This window comes from Pseudomonas sp. RIT623 (genome assembly GCF_004519305.1).
Taxonomy (GTDB): Bacteria; Pseudomonadota; Gammaproteobacteria; order Pseudomonadales; family Pseudomonadaceae; genus Aquipseudomonas.
In genome coordinates this window covers 21,289-40,334 of record NZ_SOZA01000034.1, presented here as the reverse complement: position 1 = coordinate 40,334, position 19,046 = coordinate 21,289, and the positions used below count along the sequence as shown (strand labels likewise).

At 66.9% G+C, this 19,046-nt stretch carries 14 protein-coding genes and 1 pseudogene; 11 read left to right on the top strand and 4 right to left on the bottom strand.

Features of this window, described 5'->3' with window-relative positions; translation table 11 throughout:
* The first annotated feature begins 3 nt into the window (after window positions 1-3).
* The 6 genes from E3U47_RS19755 to E3U47_RS19730 are packed head-to-tail and all read left to right on the top strand — an operon-like array spanning window position 4 to window position 6,868.
* Window positions 4-1,011 (top strand): polysaccharide deacetylase family protein, encoded by a 1,008-nt coding sequence (locus tag E3U47_RS19755; RefSeq protein WP_046855789.1) that lies wholly within the window; start codon window positions 4-6, stop codon window positions 1,009-1,011.
* Window positions 1,011-2,315 (top strand): oligosaccharide flippase family protein, encoded by a 1,305-nt coding sequence (locus E3U47_RS19750; protein ID WP_134693339.1) that lies wholly within the window; start codon window positions 1,011-1,013, stop codon window positions 2,313-2,315. The genes E3U47_RS19755 and E3U47_RS19750 overlap by 1 nt, the downstream gene beginning before the upstream one ends.
* Window positions 2,312-4,222, top strand: coding sequence for a hypothetical protein (locus tag E3U47_RS19745; RefSeq protein WP_134693338.1), 1,911 nt, complete (start codon window positions 2,312-2,314; stop codon window positions 4,220-4,222). Before E3U47_RS19750 ends, E3U47_RS19745 begins: the two co-directional genes overlap by 4 nt.
* A 34-nt stretch (window positions 4,223-4,256) precedes the next feature.
* Complete coding sequence (locus E3U47_RS19740; protein WP_134693337.1) at window positions 4,257-4,946, top strand: GNAT family N-acetyltransferase; 690 nt, start codon at window positions 4,257-4,259, stop codon at window positions 4,944-4,946.
* Window positions 4,947-4,950: 4 nt separating this feature from the next.
* Window positions 4,951-6,117 (top strand): GNAT family N-acetyltransferase, encoded by a 1,167-nt coding sequence (locus E3U47_RS19735; protein WP_134693336.1) that lies wholly within the window; start codon window positions 4,951-4,953, stop codon window positions 6,115-6,117.
* Entirely contained in the window at window positions 6,089-6,868 is a 780-nt protein-coding gene (locus E3U47_RS19730) for a ChbG/HpnK family deacetylase (RefSeq protein ID WP_134693335.1), read from the top strand. The genes E3U47_RS19735 and E3U47_RS19730 overlap by 29 nt, the downstream gene beginning before the upstream one ends.
* 71 nt (window positions 6,869-6,939) lie before the next feature.
* Here E3U47_RS19730 and E3U47_RS19725 read toward each other — a convergent pair whose 3' ends face one another.
* Window positions 6,940-9,183 (bottom strand): bifunctional diguanylate cyclase/phosphodiesterase, encoded by a 2,244-nt coding sequence (locus E3U47_RS19725; RefSeq protein ID WP_134693334.1) that lies wholly within the window; start codon window positions 9,181-9,183, stop codon window positions 6,940-6,942.
* Window positions 9,184-9,322: 139 nt separating this feature from the next.
* On the opposite strand from E3U47_RS19725, the gene E3U47_RS19720 reads away from it, so the two are divergent.
* The 3 genes from E3U47_RS19720 (at window position 9,323) to E3U47_RS19710 (ending at window position 12,933) form a co-directional block, all read left to right on the top strand.
* Entirely contained in the window at window positions 9,323-10,942 is a 1,620-nt protein-coding gene (locus tag E3U47_RS19720; protein ID WP_134693333.1) for an NADP-dependent glyceraldehyde-3-phosphate dehydrogenase, read from the top strand.
* A gap of 242 nt (window positions 10,943-11,184) precedes the next feature.
* Window positions 11,185-11,652: a VOC family protein gene (locus tag E3U47_RS19715; RefSeq protein ID WP_134693332.1), complete on the top strand. Its 468-nt coding sequence runs from the start codon at window positions 11,185-11,187 to the stop codon at window positions 11,650-11,652.
* An 87-nt stretch (window positions 11,653-11,739) separates the two neighbouring features.
* On the top strand, window positions 11,740-12,933 hold the full coding sequence (locus E3U47_RS19710) for a hypothetical protein (RefSeq protein ID WP_134693331.1): 1,194 nt from the start codon (window positions 11,740-11,742) through the stop codon (window positions 12,931-12,933).
* Window positions 12,934-13,116: 183 nt separating this feature from the next.
* Here E3U47_RS19710 and yiaY read toward each other — a convergent pair whose 3' ends face one another.
* Window positions 13,117-14,265, bottom strand: a complete 1,149-nt coding sequence (gene yiaY / locus E3U47_RS19705; RefSeq protein WP_134693330.1) for an L-threonine dehydrogenase — start codon at window positions 14,263-14,265, stop codon at window positions 13,117-13,119.
* Window positions 14,266-14,398: 133 nt separating this feature from the next.
* Here yiaY and tssI point away from each other — a divergent pair.
* Window positions 14,399-14,926, top strand: a pseudogene (tssI, locus tag E3U47_RS19700) (type VI secretion system tip protein TssI/VgrG); the annotation flags it as partial.
* A 79-nt stretch (window positions 14,927-15,005) separates the two neighbouring features.
* Here the strand turns inward: tssI and ilvA are convergent.
* Window positions 15,006-16,568 (bottom strand): threonine ammonia-lyase, biosynthetic, encoded by a 1,563-nt coding sequence (ilvA, locus tag E3U47_RS19695; protein ID WP_134693329.1) that lies wholly within the window; start codon window positions 16,566-16,568, stop codon window positions 15,006-15,008.
* A 320-nt stretch (window positions 16,569-16,888) separates the two neighbouring features.
* Here ilvA and E3U47_RS19690 point away from each other — a divergent pair, with 320 nt between their 5' ends.
* On the top strand, window positions 16,889-17,986 hold the full coding sequence (locus E3U47_RS19690; protein ID WP_134693328.1) for an alkene reductase: 1,098 nt from the start codon (window positions 16,889-16,891) through the stop codon (window positions 17,984-17,986).
* A gap of 136 nt (window positions 17,987-18,122) precedes the next feature.
* Here E3U47_RS19690 and E3U47_RS19685 read toward each other — a convergent pair whose 3' ends face one another.
* Window positions 18,123-19,034, bottom strand: coding sequence for a LysR family transcriptional regulator (locus tag E3U47_RS19685; RefSeq protein WP_134693327.1), 912 nt, complete (start codon window positions 19,032-19,034; stop codon window positions 18,123-18,125).
* Window positions 19,035-19,046: the final 12 nt, after the last annotated feature.

The window sequence follows — 19,046 nt, the reverse complement described above, 5'->3', positions numbered from 1 at the left end:
GACATGCCGATCAAGACCCATATCAAGCAGGCCAGCGGCTGGTTCTATTTCAACTCGCCACGCGGACGCGCCGAGCTGCGTGGCGCCGGGGTGATCCTCATGCTGCACCGGGTGCTGGCCGATGACGCCAGCGCCGCGCTGCCCCACCGCAACGAACTGTGCGTCGGCCCCCGGGCCTTCGAAGGCTTGCTGCGCTGGCTGCCCCGGCATTTCGATTGCGTCAGCCTCATGGACCTGCTGCAGAGCCACGAGGAGCCACGCGGCGACAGCCGCCCCAAGGTCGCCCTGACCTTCGACGACGGCTGGCGCGACAACGCCGTCAACGCCTTCCCCCTGCTGCAGCGCCACCAGGTGCCGGCGAGCATCTTCCTGTCCACCGACTACATCGGCAGCCGCCAGCGCTTCTGGTGGGAAAGCGTCGGCGAGACCTTGTGGGGCAGCCATGGCGAGGAGGCACGGCGGCAACTGATCGAACGCCTGCGCAAACTCGGCCGGCCGTTGCCGGCAGCCTACTTCATGCACGACCACAGCAAGGCCCGCAGCCTGGTACTGGCGCGCTACCTGCAGACCCTCAAGAGCCTCAGCCCCCAGGCCCTGCACGTACTGACCGACGCCTGCCCGACGGAATCGCTGCCCCAGGCCATGGACTGGCAGCAGGTGCGCGCCCTGGAGGACTCCGGCCTGGTGCGCTTCGGCCCGCATGGCGCCAGCCATGCCCTGCTGCCCTACCTGGACGACCATCGCCTCAAGGAAGAGCTGACCCGCAGCCATGCGGCACTCAACGAAGGCTGCCGCGCACCGCTGCCGGTGTACTGCTACCCCAACGGCGACCACGACGAACGCGTGCGCGCCCAGGTCGCCGCGCATCGCTACCCCTACGCCCTGAGCACCCGCCCGGGTATCTGCCAGGGCCATGACGACCCGCTGGCCCTGCCGCGCATCGGCGTCAGCCAGCGCAATGCCAGCCGGCCCTCGCTGCTGGCCTGGCGCATCAGTCGCGGAGACCGCTGATGAACCGCAACAGCTACCTGCGCCACCTGGCGCTGAGCATGGGCACCAAGCTTGCGATGATCGCCCTGCGCCTGCTGCGCAACGTGCTCCTGGCGCGCATCCTCGGCCCCAGCGAACGCGGGCTGTTCGCCCTGCTCAGCACCCTGCCCGACCTGATCAGCGCCGCCACCAGCGGCGGCCTGAACAGCGCGGTGGGCTACCAGGCGGCCAAGCAGCGCGACCTGGGCCTGCTGCTGACCCAGGTGCTGGTCTACGGCAGCCTGCTGGCCGGGCTGCTGACCCTGCTGTGTGTCGTGCTGGTGCGCCAGTTCGGAGCCGACCTGGCGGTGACCGTGCAACTGGGCCTGCTGGCCTGGCTGTTGCTGCTGGCGGTACCGATGACCGTGCTCAAGAGCGGCCTGCTGACCCTGCACAACGCCAGCGGCGGTGTCGGAGCCTTCAATGCCCTGCGCCTGGCCGAGTCGCTGGCGCCACTGCTGCTGTTCCTCGGGTTGTTCTGGATGTGGCGCGAGCAGGCCCTGGAAGCCGCGCTGATCAGTTGGCTGGTCGGCATCGCCCTGGTGGTGGTGCTGGGCCTGTGGTGGCTCGGCCGCCAGCATCGCCTGCGCCTGCGCTGGGACCGCGGCGGCCAGCGCGAGCTGTTGGCCTACAGCGCCAAGAGCCACCCGGACCTGTTGTTCCAGCAACTGATCCTGCGCTCGGACTACCTGTTCATCGGCGCCCTGCTCGGCAGCACCGCCCTGGGCCACTACGCCATGGCCAGCGCCGCCGCCGAGCTGCTGCTGATCGTCCCCGAGGCCGTCACCACGCCGCTGATGAAACGCCTGCTGCAACAGGATGCCGGCATGGAACGCCTGACCCCGCTGGCCCTGCGCCTGACCGCCACGGTGATGCTCGGCGCCTGCCTGGGCATGGCGCTGATCGGCCAATGGCTGATCGTCACCCTGTTCGGCGCCGACTACGCGCCGGCCTACCCGGCCTTGCTGGCCCTGCTGCCCGGGCTGCTGGGGCTGTGCTATGCGAGCATCCTGCGCCTGGACCTGCTGGGCAAGAACCGCCCCGGCACGGTGTCGCTGCTGATGGGTGCGGGGGCCGCCTTGAACCTGCTGCTCAATGTGCTGCTAATCCCGACCTGGGGCATCGTCGGCGCGGCGGCGGCTTCCTCGATCGCCTACCTGGCGGTGACCGTGGCCATGCTGGTGCTGTACTGCCGCCTGAGCGGCGTGCCAGCGGCGCACACGCTGATCATCCTGCCCAGCGACTTGGCGCCGCTACGCCAGATGCTGCAACGGAGGGCGGCATGAGGGCCCTGCTGCTGCTCGCCCTGCTGCTCTCGCCCGTGCTGCCGGCGGCGCCGCTGCAATGGGGGGAGATTCGCGATGGCAGCTTGTACCTGCTGCCAAGCCGCGACGACCAAGTGCGCATCCAGTGGCGCCCAGCCTGGCAGGCCGACGCCAACGCCGAGCGGCTGTTCCTGCTCGACGGCAAGGGCCGCCTGGTCGGCGAACGGCCCATCAGCGCCGAGGAAGTCCGCGGCGCGCAAAGCTGGCCACTGGCACCGGGGCTGGGCCCCTACCGCCTGGAAGTTCCCGGCTACAGCTTTCGCGACTACCGCATCCAGCACGCCGACAGCACCCGCGCGCTGTTCGCCCCGCCCAAGGTGCATTTCAGCGCCGAAGTCGGCCCCAGGGTAACCCTGTACTTCCGGGTCAAGGCTGGCGAACAGGCGATCCTGGCCGGCAAGCATCACGGCGGCGTGCATGGCCTGTTCGCCGAGCGACTGGGCGATGGTCGGCGCGTCCAGCTGGCGCTCAAGCCCTACCCTGCCTACTGGCGTTTCGACCAGCAGGCGCTGCCGACCAGCAACCACGACGAAACCTGGCGCCTGTCCTTGCAAGGCAGCGGCAAGGCGGCGTTCTGGCTCGATGGCAGCGCCAACCTGTTCACCCAGCGCGCCGAAGACCTCGGCGACCTGCCGCAGGCACCCGGCCAGGTGCGCCTGAAGCTGGCCAACAAAGTCCTCGGCCCCACGCCGAAGCTGGGGGTGGCCTTGCCCTACGTGCTGCCACCACCCTCAAGTTTCGCCGCCCTCGATGCGCTGCGCCCCCAGGCTGCCGGCTACTACAGCTTCGTCGATGTGCTGCAACGCCAGCCCGATTTCGAGAACGCCTGGCGCAAGCTCTATCAGCAACGCTTCGGCATCCGCCAGGACATCACCCTGCTGGCCGGCAGCGCCCGGGTGGCCGACCTGCGCAGCGACCGCACCAGCCACGACGCCCTCGGCGCCTGGCTGGAGGCGACCAAGGCCCTTGGCGGCCAGGGCCTGCACTACCTGGCCTTCGCCGACGAACCCAACCTCAACTACCGCGACTACGCCAGCTATCGGGATTTCTTCCAGGCCATGGCCAAGCGCGTGCGCGACTACCCCGGCGCCCACCAGGCCGGGGTACGCATCGCCATGCCCGCCTCGTCGCGCTTCACCGGCGGCCCCTTCGCCGAGGACGGCAAGCAACGCCGTGGCATCGACTGGGCGCGGCGCCTGCTCGCCGAGCAAGGCGCGCAGATCGACGCGCTGGCCTGGCACGAGTGGATGGTCCGCGACCTGCTCGCCACCCGCAGCTACCGCGACAGCGTGCGTCAGGCCGCCGCGCTGGTCGGCCTGGATGGCCAGGGCCGGCCGCGCAAGGCGCTGCTGCTGGACCAGACCAACCTGTCCAGCGGCTCGAGCCTGAGCCCTTACGAGCAGGACAGCCACTACGCCGGCCTGTGGTGGACCTCGGTGGTGATCAACGCCGCCAGCGACGGCCTGCTCGACATGCTCAACTGGTTCCACGTCGCCGACGAGCCCGAGTGGCCCAAGGGCATGCTGCGCGACACCGGCGGCCAGCGCTACGAACTCAAGCCGGTGGGCCTGGCCCAGCAGTTCATCCAGCGCCACTGGCTGGACCAGGTGCTGGCGCTGGACAACGATGCCTTCGAAGTCGACGCCCTGGCCATGGCCCGCCAACGCCAACGCAGCCTGCTGGGAGTGAACAAGGCCGAGCGCCTGCAGCAGGTCGCGCTCGCCCTGGGCAACTGCCCTGCCGGCCAGCTGGAACTGTTCGGCCCCGACAACCAGAGCCACCGCGGCCACTACGACTGCCGCGACGGCCAGCTAAGTTTTCAATTGCCAGGGCAGACCGTGTTTGCCCTGACCTGGAACGCGTCATGAGACGCATCTCGACCTGCCACGTACAGGAGGCACCATGAGTGCTTTGACCAAGCTCCAGGAGCGCATCAAGCGCAAAGGACTGCGCAATACCCTCGGTAGCGCCTGGCGGCACTACGTTTTCTACCACTGGCAACTGTTGTGGATGGAGCGCGACCTGGTCAGCCCGGTGCCGCCGCATCGCCTGAAACCCTACGGCGCGCTGCGTGTCGAGGCCATCAGCGTGCATAACACGCAGGCCTTTGCCCGGCATTTCGGCGATCGCGTCGAAACCATGCGCGAGCTGGCGGCCGAGGGCCATACCGGGCTGATGTTCCTCGACGACGACAACGATGCAGTGGCGTTCATCTGGGGCAGCAACCGCCACTACCATGATCGCCACTACTATGGTTGCTGGTTCCCGGTCGGGCCTGGCGAGTTCTTCGAGTTCGGTGGCGAGCTGATCCGCAAATATTGGGGCACCGAGCTGTCGGTGGACCTGCAACTGGCGCTGTGGAAAGCCATGGCCGCCCAGGGCTGCACCAAGGTGGTGGATGTCTGCGAACAGCACAACATCCCGGCGCTCAAGTTGCACCTGCGCATGGGTTACCAGGAACAAGGACGGATCATGAACGTGTATTGCCTGTTCGGTCGCTGGAAGTTCTTCCGCGAAAGCCGCTACAGCGAGTCGCGCCTGGAACCGTTGCGCAAGCCGGAGCCGCAAGCCTCTGCGGCCACCGCGAGTTGAGCCGGTGAGCCTGGTGCTGAAGTGGTGCGCGTCGTTGCGCAGCCACGACTTCCCCGCCGGCGAGTACGAGGCGCTGCGCAAGCGCCTGCCTGCCAGCACGCCGTTCAACCACCTCGGCTGGCTGCGCGCCGCCGAGGCCGCGCTGGCGCCCGCCCAGCAGCTGCAAGTGCTGCTCGGCTACCAGGATCAACGCCTGTGCCTGTGCCTGCCGCTGATTCGCTGCCGCGAACCCTTCGGCCCGCTGTTCGCCCCGGTGGTGCGCCACCTCGGCCACCCGCTGAGCGACCGCATCGCCCTGCTCATCGACCTGCCTGCGCTGTATGCCGAGCAGGTACTGCAGGCCATCCGCAAGCAGTTGCCGCATGCCCTGCTGCAACTGAGCGAAGTGCCGGACCACCCCGAGACCGATGGTTGGCTGCGCCAATGGGCTGCGGCCAGCTCCACCTGGCAGCAGCGCCTGAGCTGCCGTGTGCCGGTGCACCGCATCAACGAAGGCGATCGCCAGGAAATCGGCGGCGATCCGCGCTACAAACTGCGCCGCGCGCGCAAGCGCATCGGCGCCTGTGGTGCCCAGGTCCGACGGGTCATCGCCACGCCCGAGAGCATCGGCGCACTGCTCGACGCCATCAGCGCCGTCGAGGCGGCCAGTTGGAAAGGCGACGACGAGGTCGGTATCTTCTCGGGCGAGCTGCAGCGCCAATGGATGTACCAGGCGTTCACCGCCCTGGCCGCCGAGGGCCTGGTCTGCCTGGTACTGCTGGAACTGGACGGACGCTGCATCAGCTACCGCCTGGGCCTGCTCGAACGCGGCCGGGTGTACGACTACAACCTCGCCTTCGCGCCCGAACACCGCGACCTGGGCAGTGGCCGCGTGCTGCTCGAGGAGTGGATTCACTGGGGGCTGGACCAGGACTGGAAGTGGGTCGACGCCTCGCGGGTCAGCCTGAACAATTCCAGCCACCAGCTCCACGAACGCCAGACCGGCCACCTCGAACACTGGCGCCTGAGCAGCTACAGCTGGCGCCCCGACGGCCTGCTGCTGGGCCTGGCGCAACGCACCTGGCAGTGGCTCAAGCCGCGCCTGCGCAAGACCGCCAGTACACCGACCACCCTTGCCCCAACCCCACCACAGGAGCACCCCGATGCCGTCCCAGGTCATAGTCAACGCTGACGACTTCGGCCTCAGCGCCCACACCAACGCGGTGATCCTGCATGCCTTCCAGGCCGGGCTGATCAGCTCGGCCACGGCCATGGCCAACATGCCCGCGTTCGCCGCCGCCTGCGCGCTGGCCCAGCAGCCGGCGCTCAAGGGCCGGGTGGGGCTGCACTTCAACCTTACCTACGGCCGGCCGCTAAGCCGAGCCATCCTTGCCGAACCGCGGTTCTGCACGCCCCACGGCGAGTTCGACCTGCGCCTGAAACAGCGTACCCTGCGCCTGTCGCGGCGCGAGCGGGCCGCGGTCGAGCAGGAGCTGGAGGCGCAGTGGAAGCACTGCCTGGACCATGGCCTGATGCCCAGCCACCTGGATTCACACCAGCATGTGCACAATATCTGGCCGGTCGGCGAGGTGGTCGCCCGCTTCGCCCGCGACCAAGGCGTGCCAATCCGCCTGGCGCGCAACATCGGCCACAACATCGGTCCGCTGAAACGGCTGTTCAAGACCTTGCTCAACCGGCGCCTGCACCGATTGTGCGGGGTCACCGCCGACCATGTATGCACCCCGGCCGATGTGCGCGCGGGCCTGGCGCCGGCCCATGGCGTGCTGGAGGTGGTGGCCCACCCCAGTGCCCTGGGCAGCCAGGACTTCGGCGACGCCTACCTGGCCTGCGGAGAATCGCTCAAGGCGCTGATCGAGCAGCGCCTGGGCGACCGACCGCGGGTCAGCTATACCAGCCTGGTGCAGCGTGCGCCGGTGCTGTAGGGAAAGGACCGCATCAAGGCCACCAGGGGCCCGCCACGTCCCTTGCAGCGCCCTCGCCCTCGCTGCAAAAGTCAGCGCAGCGGATGCCGCTGGCGCTCCTGGTTTTCCCGCAACCAGCGCTGCAAGGCCTGCGCCGGCATCGGCCGGCCAAGCAGGAAGCCCTGCCCCTGGTCACACCCGGCGTTGCGCAGAAAGTCGTACTGCTCCTGGGTCTCGATGCCCTCACCGGTAATGCGAAAACCCAGGGCATGCCCCAGGTCGATGATCGCCCGGGCCACGGCGATCGCGTCGTCATCACCCGGCAGGTCCTTGATGAACGCGCGGTCGATCTTCAAGTGATCGATAGGCAACGCCCGCAGGTAGGCCAGCGACGAATAGCCGGTACCGAAGTCGTCCACCGCCGTGGCCACGCCCATCGCCCGCAACTGGGCCAGCACCGCGCAGGCCTGCTGCTGGCTCTCCATCAGCAGGCTTTCGGTGATTTCCACTTCCAGCAGGCTGGCCGCCAGGCCATGGCGCTCCAGTGCCGAGGCCAGGCTGGTGACATAGTCGCTGCGCTCGATCTGCAAGGCGGCGACGTTGATCGCCAGCGGCCCCGGCACTCCCTCGCCGTCGCGCCAGGCGGCCAACTGGGCGCAGGCCAACTCCAGCACCCGCTCGCCAAGGGGAATGATCAGCCCGGTGCGCTCGGCCAACGGGATGAACTCGCCTGGCGAAACCAGGCCATGTTCCGGATCACGCCAGCGCAGCAGCGCCTCGATGCCTTCCAGGCGGCCACTGAACAGGTCCACCTTGGGCTGGTACCACAGTTCGAACTCGTTGTGCTCCAGGGCCCGGCGCAGATTACGCTCCAGCTCCAGGCGCTGCTGCAGTCGCGCGGTCATGTCCGGGTGATAGGGCCGCCAGGCGTCCCGGCCGCTTTCCTTGGCCGCGTACATGGCCGTGTCGGCATGGCGCAGCAGGCTGTCGGGGTCTTCGCCATGCTGCGGACACCAGGCCAGGCCGATGCTGCCGGTGACCAGCGCGGCGTTGCCATTGAGGTCGAAGGGCCGCTGCAGACTGCGCAGCAAAGCACGGATCTGGTGGTTCACCTGGCCCTGGGTGCCCTGCAGCATGAACACGAACTCGTCGCCGCCCACGCGGCAGACCTGGTCCTGGCTATCCAGCTCCTGCAAGAAGCGCGCGGTGGCCTGCTGCAACAACAGATCGCCCATGGGGTGGCCAAGGCTGTCGTTGACCTGCTTGAAACCGTCGATATCCAGCATCAGCACGGCCAGGCCATGGCCGTGCCCGATCGCCTCGCCCAGTTGCTGCTGGAACAGCACGCGGTTGGGCAGCCCGGTGATGGTGTCGTAATGGGCCAGGCGCTCGAGCTGGGCCTGGTACTGGCGCAACTCGCGGTTGCGCTGCTCGAGCTGACGCTGCTTGCGATTGAGCTGGGCCACGAACAGGCTGAACAAGCCAGTGCTGGTCAGGGCGAACAGGAACAGCGGCGAACCGAACAGGTTCAGCTGCGCCCAGCCGCCATGTGGCGCGGCCACCAGTTGCCAGACGCCTCCCGGCACCTCGACATCGAGTGTCACCTGCGGGTCGTCGAACAACTGCGGGTCGCCCCAGATCAAGCTACCCTCGGCGCCCTTGCCATCGCTGCCGCGCACCGCCAGCTCGAAGCCAGTCTCCGGGCGCAGGCCGGCGGCCAGCAGCAGCCGGTCGATATCGGCGACGATCGAGATATTGCCCCAGTACAGCTTGACCCCACGCTTGGCGCTGATGAACACCGGGCGCCGGTACACCAGCGCCCGGCCCCCCTGGTACAGCTGCAGCGGCCCAGCCAGCACTGGCTGGCCACTGTCACGGGCAACGGCCAGCAACGGGAACTGGTCGGGCAGGCGGCGGTAGTTCAGGCCGATGATCTGCTCGTTGCCTTGCAGCGGGTAAACATCGCGGATCACATCGGCGGGTGCCAGGGCGATGTGGTGCATGTACGGCACCGAATCCAACGCATCGCGGGCCATGCCATGGAAGTGGTCGATGCTGATGCTGCCGTCGGTGCTGATCAGTTGGGCAATACCCTCGGCTTCGGCGAACGATGCCCGCAGCTGCGCCTCCAGCGCGCTGCGCAGCCCGGACAGCCGCGCGGCGAGGTTGGCGACCTGCTCGCTCTCGGCGCGCCGGGCGTCCAGGTGCCCAAGCACCACCGACAGGCCAATGCCGATCACCGCGAAACCTACCGGCAGCAAGCGATAGAGCGTACGACGCAACTTGCCCGGAGCGGGCGGCGGGTCATCGAAGGAAGAACGTTCGTTGCGGGTCATAGGCCTGAAGTCGGAAGCGATAGTTCCTGTATCGGCGCGGTCGTGACGATGTTGAGCCAGACTGGTGTTTTTCCGGCACTGGGTGCATGCTCCAGGGCTGAAGCGATTCACCTAGCCAAACAAAAGAGGTGCAGTACCCATGGACCGTCTGCTCGATTCGTTGTTTCCCACCCTTGAGGACATTCCCGCGCAATGGCGCCTGGGCGAGCCCCTGGAACAACGCGATTATCTGGTCGCCGGCGAACTGCGGCGCTGGGACGGCCCGTTGGCCACGGTACATAGCCCGGTGTGGCTCAAGGAGGGCGACAGCGAGCGCCAGGTGATCCTTGGCAGCGCGCCACTGCTCGACGCCGACACCGCGCTGACCGCCCTGGATGCCGCCGTGCAGGCCTACGACAAGGGCCGTGGTGCCTGGCCGACGATGCGCGTGGCCGAGCGTATCCAGCATGTCGAGACCTTCCTGGCGCGCATGCGCGAGCAGCGCGAGGCGGTGGTCAAGCTGCTGATGTGGGAGATCGGCAAGAACCTCAAGGACTCGGAGAAAGAGTTCGACCGCACCTGCGACTATATCGTCGACACCATCAATGCCCTGAAAGACCTCGATCGCCGCTCCAGCCGCTTCGAGCTGGAACAAGGTACCCTCGGCCAGATCCGTCGCGCGCCACTGGGCGTGGCGCTGTGCATGGGGCCCTACAACTACCCGCTGAACGAAACCTTCACCACCTTGATCCCGGCACTGATCATGGGCAACACCGTGGTGTTCAAGCCCGCCAAGTTCGGTGTGCTGCTGATCCGCCCGCTGCTCGAGGCCTTCCGCGACAGCTTCCCGGCCGGGGTGATCAATGTCATCTATGGCCGTGGCCGCGAAACCGTCAGCGCGCTGATGGCCAGCGGCAAGGTCGATGTGTTCGCCTTCATCGGCACCCACAAGGCCGCCAGCGACCTGAAAAAGCTCCACCCACGCCCGCACCGCCTGCGCGCCGCCCTTGGCCTGGACGCCAAGAACCCCGGTATCGTGCTGCCCCAGGTCGACCTTGACAACGCCGTCGAGGAAGCGGTCACCGGTGCCCTGTCGTTCAATGGCCAGCGCTGCACCGCGCTGAAGATCTTGTTCGTCCATGAAGACGTGGTCGAGGCCTTTCTCGACAAGTTCCAGCGCAAGCTGGCCGCGCTCAAGCCGGGCATGCCGTGGGAACCGGGCGTGGCGCTGACACCACTGCCGGAGCCAGGCAAGCTCGACTACCTCGATGGCCTGGTGGCCGACGCCACAGGCAAAGGCGCGCGGGTGCTCAACGCAGGCGGCGGGCTCAGCCGCGGTTCGTTCTTCTACCCAGCGCTGCTGTACCCGGTGAGCGCCGACATGCGCCTGTACCACGAGGAGCAGTTCGGCCCGCTGGTGCCGGTGGTGCCCTACCGCGACCTGCAGACGGTGGTCGACTATGTGCTCGACTCCGACTACGGCCAGCAACTGAGCCTGTTCGGCAACGACCCGGCGACCATCGGCGCGCTGGTCGACACCTTCGCCAACCAGGTGGGTCGTATCAACCTCAACGCCCAGTGCCAGCGTGGGCCGGACACCTACCCGTTCAACGGGCGCAAGAACAGCGCCGAGGGGACCTTGTCGGTGCATGACGCACTTCGGGTGTTCTCCATCCGCACCCTGGTGGCGACCAAGTTCCAGGAAGCGAACAAAGAACTGATCAGCGAGATCATCCGTAACCGCCAGTCGAGTTTCCTGACCACCGATTACATATTCTAAGGGCAGGCGCCTTGCTGGCGAACCGGGTGACACAGTGCCTTGCCGGTAAAAAGAAAGTTCGCCAGCAAAGCTGGCTCCTACACCAACCCCGCCCCGTAGGAGCCAGCGTTGCTGGCGAACCAGGCGACGCGGTGCCTGCGATATAGAGAATCGATATAAGACGATTGTCGATTTTCCACCCGCGTAAACGACTCTAATCACCTAGGTGTTGCCCCCACCCCACGTGAAAGGAGTTTGCGATCATGCCCGTCAAAGCCATTCCCGAAGGCCAGCACAGCCTCACGCCCTACCTCGGTATCAAGAACGCCACCCAGGCCATCGAGTTCTACAAGAAGGCCTTCGGCGCCATCGAGATGTTCCGCCTCGAAGGCCCCCGCGGTAGCGTCGGCCACGCCGAGCTGAAAATCGGCGATTGCTCGCTGATGCTCGGTTCACCCTGCGACATGGAGGGTGGCCTCAAACCCAGCGAGACCATCGAGGCCCCGGCTGTCGGCCTGCATCTATATGTCGAGGACTGCGACAAGGTCTACGCCCAGGCCATCGCCGCCGGCGCACGTCCGATCAGCGAGGTGAAGGATCAGTTCTACGGCGACCGCAGCGGTACCCTGCAAGATCCGTTCAACAACCTATGGTTCGTCTCCACCCACAAGGAAGACCTCACTCCCGATGAAATCCGCGCCCGCGCCGCCAAGCTGTATGGCGGTAGTTGAGCGGCACGCCTGGAGCTGCAAGCTTCAAGTTGAAAGCCGGCGCGCTTTGCTTGAAGCTTGAGGCTTGTAGCTTGGAGCTGCCTCTCAATGCGAATCATCGAAAAAACCGGCGCGCAGGTGCGCAGCCTGACCCTGGCCGAAGAGGAACTGCTGGCCGGTTTTGCCGCCGGCACCCTGGCCGGCCCCCGCCTGCTGCAGGCCAACCAATGGCTGATGAAAGTGCGCAGCGCCAACCAGTGGCTGGCCTGCGATTGCCGCCAGGATGCCTTGCCGGTGCTCAATGTGTCGCTCAACGGCAACACCGGCACCCTGTTCCTGCGTAACAACCCCGACACCCCCGAACACACCCCGGGTTGCCCGTTCAGCAAGGATGAGCGCGAGGCCGGCGCCGGCGCCCAGGAGCACACACCTCCCGCGGCCTGGCTGGCACCGGATGCCCCCTTGCGCCTGCTTGGCGACTATCGCCGTCCAGGCGACGGCGAAACCGTCGGCGGGCCGCGCGACGCCGGCGAACGCCGCGAGCAGCAGCGCCTGCTGTCGTTGCTGCTGACCTGGATCGAAGCCAGCGGCCTGAACGTCTATGCCACGCACCTGAAGAAGGACCTCACCGCCCAGTTCGCCGAGCTGCGCGGGGTTGCTGGCCGTTACCCGCTGCTGGAGCGGGTGCCGGCCAGCAACTACCTGGAAACGCGCCTGGACATGAAGCACATGATGATGCTCAAGGCCCGGCTACGTGAGGCCACGGTGTTCGGCAACCACCGCCGGCATGGCTTGCTGCTCGACTGCGTCGACCAGATCAAGGGCCGCAAGCTGTTCAACAACCGCAGCGAAGACGGCTTCGACTTCCAGGGCCATCACCAGTATTGGGGCGGCGGCCGCGCCAGCGGGCCACTGCTGGCCCTGGCCCTGTATTCGCCGGCCACCGCCGGCAGCCACTTCTACGAACTGATCCATGTCGCCAGCGTGCCGGTGCTGTCGCGCGGGCAGTTGTTCCCGGTGTACCGCGACGAAGAGCGCGAGCCGTTGAAGGCGCTGGTGTCGCTGATCGACTGGATGGCCAGCAAGGGCGTCAAAGTGCTGATGCGTCGCCCGGTGATCGGCGGCCAGGTGATGGACGAACTGGTATTGACCTCGGATCAGGACCGGGTGCTGTCGGTGTCGTTGCTCGAGCAACCGCTGGGGCCGGAGCCGGATGCCGAGAACTTCAAGCGCTATGCCGACTTCAAGAGCCTGGAGACCTTCCGCAAATACGTGGCGGGGTTCTTCATGCGCGAGCGTTAGCCAGCGAGCTTGCTGGCGAACCAGGCGACGCGATGAATGGCACCGGCTACGCCGGTGTTCGCCGGCAAGCCGGCTCCTACGCCGATTACGGCCTGCAACACCCGTAGGAGCCAGCTTGCTGGCGAACCAGGCGACGCGGTGGATGCCACCGGCCCGTAGGCGCCAGCCACTTACCACGCCGCTCTAGAACGCCGCCTTGAAGATCGCCTCGATCTCCACCTGGCTGGCCACCCGTGGGTTGGTCAACCCGCAGGCATCCTTCAACGCATTGGCCGCCAGCACCGGCACATCCTCGACCTTGGCCCCCAGCTCCGCCAGCCCGGCCGGGATGCCGATGGCCGCCGCCAGGTGCTCGATGGCCGAAATCGCCGCCCCGGCGCCCTGCTCGGCATCCAGCCCACACACCTTGACCCCCATGGCCTTGGCCACGTCACGCAGGCGCGCCGCGCTGACCTTGGCATTGAAACGCTGCACATGGGGCAGCAACACCGCGTTGCACACCCCATGGGGCAAGTCGTAGTAGCCGCCAAGCTGATGCGCCATGGCGTGCACATAACCCAGCGAGGCATTGTTGAACGCCATCCCCGCGAGGAACTGGGCATAGGCCATGTTCTCCCGCGCCTGCAGGTCGGCGCCGTCGGCAACCGCCTGGCGCAGGTTGTCGTTGATCAGGCTGATGGCCTTGAGCGCGCAGGCATCGGTGATTGGCGTGGCGGCGGTCGAGACATAGGCCTCGATGGCATGGGTCAGCGCATCCATGCCAGTGGCCGCGGTCAGCCCCTTGGGCATGCCGGCCATCAGCGCCGGGTCGTTGACCGAGAGAATTGGCGTGACGTTGCGGTCGACGATGGCCATTTTCACATGGCGCGCCTCGTCGGTGATGATGCAGAAGCGGGTCATCTCGCTGGCAGTGCCGGCGGTGGTGTTGATCGCGATCAGCGGCAACTGCGGCTTGCTCGAACGGTCGACGCCCTCGTAGTCGTTGATATGCCCACCGTTGGTGGCGCACAGGGCAATGCCCTTGGCGCAGTCGTGGGGCGAGCCGCCGCCCAGCGACACCACGCAATCGCAGCCCTCGCGGCGCAGCATGGCCAGCCCTGCCTCGACGTTGGCGATGCTCGGGTTGGGCTTGGCGCCGTCGAACACCCGCGCGTCGATGTCGCGCATCGCCAGCATGCCGGCGATCCGCTCGGCCACGCCGGCCTTGACCAGGCCCACGTCGGTGACGATCAACGCCTTGCGCAAGCCATAACCGGCGATGGCGGTCATCGCCTCCTCCAGGCAGTCGATGCCCATGATATTGACGGCGGGGATGAAGAACGTGCTGCTCATGGCCAGGTCCTCTCAAGCGAATGGTAGGGCTTGAGCATCTGCCTGAACGCGCCGTGCGGCGTTGATCCAGCGCAAGTCTTGCCGCGCAAGCACAGGGGCCTGGGTGAAATAGCCCGGGAGCGGGCGTGATGCCCTGCCGGCCCTTGCAATCAGCGAATTTTCCCACGCAGTACAAGGAAAATACTGGCAAGACGTTCGCTTTCCAGCCCTTTACGGTGCCCATGTCTTGCAACCGAACGCCTCTGTACGCACCGCGCGCCAGGTGCAACGCGACCACACCTTCATGGCTACCGTGGTCGGCCCGAAGGAGGAAGAAATCTATTGCGATGAATGGGGCCGGGTGAAGGTCAGCTTCCCCTGGGATCGCGAGAGCCAGGACAACGCGTTCAGTTCCTGCTGGGTACGCGTCTCCCAAAGCTGGGCCGGGGGCAGTTGGGGCTCCATGGCCATTCCGCGGATCGGCCAGGACGTGATCATCCAGTACGTCAATGGTGACCCTGACCAACCGATGATTACCGGGCGTACCTACTGTGGCGATCAGCTACCGCCGTACGACCTGCCCGAGCACAAGACCCGCATGACCACCAAGAGCCAGACCCACAAGGGCGATGGCTACAACGAGCTGCGCTTCGAGGATGAGCTGGGGCGCCAGGAAGTGTTCACCCGTTCTCTATCCGGTCACGGCAGAACTAAAAAGTTGTGTGACCGGCCATGCCCGGAGCTGAACTGGCGGGCCTCCTTCAGCCCATGAACAACCGATAGGCCGGATTGTCCGTCTCGTCCCAGTACGGGTAGCCCATGGCCTCCAGCGCCTGCGGCAACCCTGCCAGTTCCTCGTCCGGCACCTCCAGCCCGGCGAACACCCGTGCCTGGGCGGCGCCGTGGTTGCGGTAGTGGAACAGGCTGATGTTCCAGCGCTTGCCCAAGCGTTCGAGAAAGCCCAGCAAGGCCCCTGGGCGCTCGGCAAACTCGAAGCGCAGCACCCGTTCCTTGGCCCCTGGCGCCGCGTGTCCGCCCACGGTATGGCGCACGTGCAGCTTGGCCAGCTCGTTGTCGGTCATATCTAGCACCTGGTAACCCTGCTCGGCCAGGCTGGCCAGCAAGGCTTCGCGCGGGTCGTGCTGGGGATGGGTCCGCACGCCAACGAACAGGCGCGCCTCCTTGCCTGGGTGATAGCGATAGTTGAACTCGGTGATCTGGCGCTTGCCCAGCGCCAGGCAGAAAGCGCGGAAGCTCCCCGGGCGCTCGGGGATGGTCACGGCGACGACGGCCTCGCGCTGCTCGCCCAGCTCGGCGCGCTCGGCCACATGGCGCAGGCGGTCGAAATTGACGTTGGCGCCGGAATCGATGGCCACCAATGTCTGCCCCTGGGCGCCTGTGCGGGCCACGTACTTCTTGATCCCGGCCACGGCCAACGCGCCGGAGGGTTCGGTGATGGAGCGGGTGTCGTCGTAGATGTCCTTGATCGCCGCGCACAATTCATCGCTGTTGACCGTCACCACGTCATCGACGAAGTGCCGGCACAGCTCAAAACAGTGCGCGCCGATCTGCGCCACCGCCACGCCATCGGCGAAGGTGCCGACCTGCGCCAGCACAACCCGCTCGCCGGCGGCCATGGCCGCCTGCAGGCAGTTGGAGTCCTCGGGCTCCACGCCAATCACCTTGACCTCGGGGCGCAGGTACTTGACGTAGGCGGCGATGCCGGCGATCAGCCCGCCGCCGCCCACCGGCACGAAGATCGCGTCCAGCCGGCCCGGGTGCTGGCGCAGGATCTCCATGGCCACCGTGCCCTGGCCGGCGATCACATCAGGGTCGTCGAACGGCGGCACGAAGGTCGCGCCCTGGCTGTCGGCCAAGGCCAGGGCATGGGCCAGGGCATGGGGGAAGCTCTCACCATGCAACAGCACATTCCCACCTCGCGAACGCACGCCCTCGACCTTGAGCGAGGGCGTGGTGGTGGGCATGACGATGGTCGCCTTCAGCTCCAGGTGCGCGGCGGCCAGGGCCACGCCCTGGGCGTGGTTGCCGGCCGAGGCGGTGATCACCCCGCGGGCGCGCTGGGCGGGGTTCAGCCGCGACAGGCGGGTGTAGGCGCCACGGATCTTGAAGGAGAAGGTCGGTTGCAGGTCCTCGCGCTTGAGCAGCACCTGGTTGCCCAAGCTGGCCGACAGCGCCGGGGCGGCTTGCAACGGGGTTTCGATGGCCAGGTCGTACACTGGCGCCGAGAGAATCCGCCGCACCTGCTCGGACAACAGTTGCTGGGGCGTTGCGGGGGTACGCGAAGGAAGGCTGAGGCTGGTCATCGATGACTCCTGGTTTTTAATGGGCCCGGGAGTCAGAGAGAAAAAACCCGCCTCCAGGGCGGGTTCGGTGCGTGTACGCGCTAGCCCGCCAATCCGATAATGGCGGTAATAATGCTCAGGGCGCGGCACTGCGGGCGTGTGTTCATGGGTTGGGAAAGTAGCCTGAGGCCACTTGGCAAGTCAACACATGCAGGCCATTGCGTAAGACCTGAGCGCAAAATTCCCCATTGATGCCTAGCAAGCCAATCACCCGGTCCCCCTTTTCCCCAATCACCTCGGTATCGTGCGCGGCATCGAATCCTCCTTGAAAAGGTGCACCCATGAAGCTGTTCGAACCGTTGCAACTTGGCCCGCTGACCCTGCCCAACCGGGTGTTCATGGCGCCGCTGACCCGCCTGCGCAGCCTGGAGCCAGGCGACATCCCCACGCCGCTGATGGCTGAGTACTACCGCCAGCGCGCCAGTGCCGGGCTGATCATCAGCGAAGCCACGCAGATATCGTTCCAGGCCAAGGGCTATTCCGGCTCGCCGGGCATCCATACCGCCGAGCAGATCGCCGGCTGGCGCCGGGTCAACGCTGGCATCCACGCCGACGGCGGTCACAGTGCCGTGCAGGTGTGGCATACCGGCCGGGTTTCGCACACCCCGCTGCAGCCCGACGGCCAGGCACCGGTGGCGCCATCGGCGCTGCCGGCCAATGCCCGCACCACCCTGCGTGACGAAAACCACAACGTGATCCGGGTCGAGACCTCGACCCCGCGCGCCTTGAGCGAGGCAGAGATCGCCGGCATCGTCGCCGACTTCGGCCAGGCCGCGAGCAATGCTCGTGAAGCCGGTTTCGATTTCATCGAGCTGCACGCTGCCCACGGCTACCTGCTGCACCAATTCCTCACCCCCAGTGCCAACACCCGTGCAGACCGCTACGGCGGCAGTATCGAGAACCGCGCGCGCATCGTGCTGGAGGCGGTGGATGCCGCCATCGCCCAGTGGAGCGCGGACCGCGTGGGTATCCGCATCTTCCCGCTGGGTGGTTTCAACGGCATCGACAATGGCGAGGACCAGGAGGCTGCCGGGCTGTACCTGATCGGCGAACTGGCCAAGCGCAACCTGGCCTACCTGCACTTGTCCGAGCCGGACTGGGCCGGTGGCAAGCCGCTGCGCGACGAGTTCCGCGAGGCCATTCGCGCTGCCTATCCGGGGGTGATCGTCGCGGCCGGGGCCTATACCGTCGACAAGGCCGAAGACCTGCTGGCCCGTGGCCTGATCGATGCGGTGGCGTTCGGCCGCGCGTTCATTGCCAACCCGGACCTGGTCGAGCGCTTGCAGCAACAGGCACCGCTGAACCCGCATCGAGCGCAGTTCGACTACGCCAATGGGGCCGAGGGATACACAGACTATCCTTTCCTGCGCCAGGCTTGAGTGGTTGGCGGATTTGCTCATGTGGACGCCCGCCGTGCTGACCAAGCGAGCGACGCGGTGACTGGCACGGGCCTTGCCGGTGTTCGCAGGCTTTGCCGGCTCCTACGGGGTTACTCGACAGGGCCTGGGCCGCAGTTCAGATCTCCCATGGCACACCGCCCTCCCAACGCGCCACCAGCAGGTCGATGAAGCCACGCACCCGTGGCGACAGATGGCGCTTGCTGGGGTAAACGATGCGGATCGGGTCTGCCGGTGGCCGGTAAGCGTGCAGCACCTCGACCAAATCCCCCGCGCGCAAGTCGTCGCTGGTGATGTAGGTCGGCAGGTGAATCAGCCCGAATCCCGCCCGCGCGCCGGCGAGCATGGCCTCGGAGCTGTCGATGTTGAGCCGCCCCGGCTCCTCGCACAGGTGTAGTCCGGTGTCGGTGCGAAAGCGCCACGGCGCGGACTTCTCGCCGACCAGGAAGGCAATCTTGTCATGCCCATACAAGTCCGCCGGCGCCTGCGGCGTGCCGTGGCGCTCGAGGTAGCCGGGCGAGGCGCAGGTGACGAACTGCTGCCAGGCCACGGTGCGGGTCAACAGCTGCGAGTCTTCCTTCGGCGCGCCGATGCGCAGCGCCACGTCGACGCCCTCCTCGACCAGGTCGACACAACGGTCGGTGAAACGGATATCCGCGCGCAGCTCAGGCCACTGCTTGAGATAGGCGTCGAGGATCGGCAGCACATGACGCTGGCCGAACGACAACGGCGCGGTCAGGCGCAGGGTACCGGTGGGCTTGCCGCGACGCTGGGCCATGGTGGTCTCGACTTCGTCGAGGTCGTCGAGGATCTGCCGCCAGCGCTCGAAGGCCACCAGCCCCTCGTCGGTCAGGCTCAGCTTGCGCGTGGTGCGGTTGAGCAGGCGCACGCCCATGCGCGCCTCCAGGCGGGCGATACCCTTGCCCACCGCCGAGCGGGTCAGGCCCAGGCTCAGCGCCGCGGCCGTGAAACTACCGGCCTTCACGGCACTGACGAAGGCGGCGATATCGCCGAAGCGGTTGGGTTCCATGGTGTCGTTCCG

Excerpts from the sequence above, each read along its gene's own strand:
- E3U47_RS19720 (WP_134693333.1), top strand. The coding sequence starts at position 9,323 with ATGGACCGTCTGCTCGATTCGTTGTTTCCCACCCTTGAGGACATTCCC.
- E3U47_RS19725 (WP_134693334.1), bottom strand. The coding sequence starts at position 9,183 with ATGACCCGCAACGAACGTTCTTCCTTCGATGACCCGCCGCCCGCTCCG.
- E3U47_RS19745 (WP_134693338.1), top strand. The coding sequence starts at position 2,312 with ATGAGGGCCCTGCTGCTGCTCGCCCTGCTGCTCTCGCCCGTGCTGCCG.
- E3U47_RS19710 (WP_134693331.1), top strand. The coding sequence starts at position 11,740 with ATGCGAATCATCGAAAAAACCGGCGCGCAGGTGCGCAGCCTGACCCTG.
- E3U47_RS19690 (WP_134693328.1), top strand. The coding sequence starts at position 16,889 with ATGAAGCTGTTCGAACCGTTGCAACTTGGCCCGCTGACCCTGCCCAAC.
- ilvA (WP_134693329.1), bottom strand. The coding sequence starts at position 16,568 with ATGACCAGCCTCAGCCTTCCTTCGCGTACCCCCGCAACGCCCCAGCAA.
- E3U47_RS19715 (WP_134693332.1), top strand. The coding sequence starts at position 11,185 with ATGCCCGTCAAAGCCATTCCCGAAGGCCAGCACAGCCTCACGCCCTAC.
- E3U47_RS19755 (WP_046855789.1), top strand. The coding sequence starts at position 4 with ATGCCGATCAAGACCCATATCAAGCAGGCCAGCGGCTGGTTCTATTTC.
- E3U47_RS19740 (WP_134693337.1), top strand. The coding sequence starts at position 4,257 with ATGAGTGCTTTGACCAAGCTCCAGGAGCGCATCAAGCGCAAAGGACTG.
- yiaY (WP_134693330.1), bottom strand. The coding sequence starts at position 14,265 with ATGAGCAGCACGTTCTTCATCCCCGCCGTCAATATCATGGGCATCGAC.
- E3U47_RS19750 (WP_134693339.1), top strand. The coding sequence starts at position 1,011 with ATGAACCGCAACAGCTACCTGCGCCACCTGGCGCTGAGCATGGGCACC.
- E3U47_RS19730 (WP_134693335.1), top strand. The coding sequence starts at position 6,089 with ATGCCGTCCCAGGTCATAGTCAACGCTGACGACTTCGGCCTCAGCGCC.
- E3U47_RS19685 (WP_134693327.1), bottom strand. The coding sequence starts at position 19,034 with ATGGAACCCAACCGCTTCGGCGATATCGCCGCCTTCGTCAGTGCCGTG.